The organism is Fenollaria sp. C0166D3 (genome assembly GCF_056590255.1).
The window spans coordinates 1-2,033 of sequence record NZ_JBWPVU010000016.1 but is presented as its reverse complement, the minus strand read 5'-3'; the positions used below and the strand labels follow the sequence as shown (position 1 = coordinate 2,033).

Annotated in this window: 3 protein-coding genes; 2 read left to right on the top strand and 1 reads right to left on the bottom strand. The window is 39.4% G+C overall.

Going from position 1 to position 2,033, the window contains the following annotated elements:
* Nucleotides 1-674, bottom strand: a 674-nt coding sequence (locus AC1EJ0_RS08120; protein WP_480023991.1) for an IS256 family transposase, incomplete at its 3' end; no start/stop codon positions are given.
* A gap of 189 nt (nucleotides 675-863) precedes the next feature.
* Here AC1EJ0_RS08120 and AC1EJ0_RS08115 point away from each other — a divergent pair.
* Complete coding sequence (locus tag AC1EJ0_RS08115; RefSeq protein ID WP_005725299.1) at nucleotides 864-1,223, top strand: glycoside hydrolase family 25 domain-containing protein; 360 nt, start codon at nucleotides 864-866, stop codon at nucleotides 1,221-1,223.
* A 351-nt stretch (nucleotides 1,224-1,574) separates the two neighbouring features.
* Nucleotides 1,575-2,033: DEAD/DEAH box helicase family protein (locus tag AC1EJ0_RS08110; RefSeq protein ID WP_480023990.1), on the top strand; the 459-nt coding region annotated here is incomplete at its 3' end.

The following is a 2,033-nucleotide window of genomic DNA, read 5'->3' as shown; positions in this document are numbered from 1 at the left end:
AAAAGCTCAACTTGCTTTAAGCCTCGGGATTTCATGTTTTGAAGCATATCTGTCCAGACTTCAATGTTCTCGCTAGGCGCAATGCAGTAGTCAATGACCTCCTTGTGCCCATTAGGCTTGATGCCAATGGCAATATAGACTGCTTCACGCTCAAATGTTTCTCGGCGCAAAGGAAGGTATGTCGCATCCAAATAGACGCAGAAAAACTTGTCGCTTAGCTTGCGTTTGTGGTAAGCCTCAACCTTTGGAATCATCTGCTTGGAAATATTTGATACCTGAGCTGGACTGTAATGGCTGCCATACATCTTTTCAATTAGATCGGCTATTTCCCTGGTGGTCACGCCCTTGGAGTAAAGCTTGATAATCATGCTTTCCAAGATATCCGAGTGCTGCTTGTAGTCAGGCAGCGTGTGCTGATGAAATTGACCGTTGCGATCCCGAGGCACTTGCACTTCAATTGGGCCAAATTGCGTATCAACTTTGCGGAAATAAGCACCATTTCTAGAGTTGCCAGTATTCCAGCCATTTCTGGCATAGGGATCATAGCCCAGAAAGGCAGTCAATTCAGCTTCTAACAAGTTATTAACAGCCTGTTGTAGCTCTTTGCGCAATAAATCATTTATTTTGTCTGGATTGAATAGAGCTTGAGCAAAATCTTTGGTAAAATCATTCATGAAGGAGTTCTTCTTTCTGTATGTGTTTTTTTGTTCAAACCAATCATACGAGAAAGGAACTCCTTTTTCTAATGTTTAAAGAAATAAATTTAAGGAATCATTCATCCTTACACAAACTATTTTACAGTCTCGGAAATTTTTGTATTGATAGGCTTTTCGGTTAAAATAATTAAGGGAGGAATTTAGCCGATGAAAAGATTTCAGCATAAGTATACTTTGCCAGCGATTTTGACTTTATTAATTCTGGCGATTGCATTTCTTTTGATTGGCTTTTTCAATTTTAAGCGGCAAACAACTTTACCGCCAGATGCTAATTCAAGTGCGATTGGGATTGAGTTAAATCAAGATATTGACTATGTTGATTTACATAAATTGCAATCTAATGGCGTTTCCTTTATATATTTGAAAGCAACCCAAGGCAGATCATATTTTGATGAAAACTATCTGTCTTATCGTGACCAAATTTTAGGAACGAACTTGGCATTTGGTAGTGAGATTTCCTATAGCAATGAATCGACTCCGATGCAGCATTACCGCTACTTTTTTTAAGCAAGTAGGACAAAATACGGGCTCGCTGCCAATTCTAATTGTACCGGCAGTGACTACTCGTTCAGCGAGATATTTGCGGTCAATGGGGCAGTTTGCGGCTTTATTGCAAGCAGCTGGCAAAAGAGTCATGGTGAAAGTTGATCATAAATATCAACATTACTTTAATCCGCAAACGTTATTTATGTCATCAGATAGTAAGGCACCGAATAAATTAAAGTATTCATTTTGGTGCTACACTACTAACGGACGCGTAAGGAATGTTTCAGGCTTAGAAAGCCAGGTAACGATGTACGCGTATAACGGGACCGTTGGTCAATATAAGCAAAAGTATGGGCAATTAACACAGTAATAATGTATCAAGAAAAAATCAAACAAGTTTTAATTAGAGAACACAAGGACCAGCCAACTTTAATTCAAAAAGAAAGCTATGATGCCATTCGCAATGGTGCGAGCCTGGTTGGATTGGCTAAGACAGGTACGGGTAAGACATTGGCTTATGCACTTCCTAGTTTGGAAAAAGCACAGCCAGGTAATGCTAACAGCGTGGTAATTATTGCGCCAACGACTGAATTAGCTGTACAAATTCGTCATGCAATTAATCCTTACATCCACGCTTTAGGATTAAAAGGCGTCAGCTTGGTTGGTGCTGGCAATAGAAAGAGACAAGAAGACAATCTGAAGAAAAAGCATCCTGAAGTGGTCGTAGCTACACCAGGCCGTTTTTTTGACTTCTTCTCAAGTGGTCGAATTAAAGTAAACCAGATCAAGACTTTGATTATTGATGAAGCCGATGATATTTTAGAATTTACT

Coding starts and splice junctions, on each gene's coding strand:
- AC1EJ0_RS08115 (WP_005725299.1), top strand. CDS start 864: ATGAAAAGATTTCAGCATAAGTATACTTTGCCAGCGATTTTGACTTTA.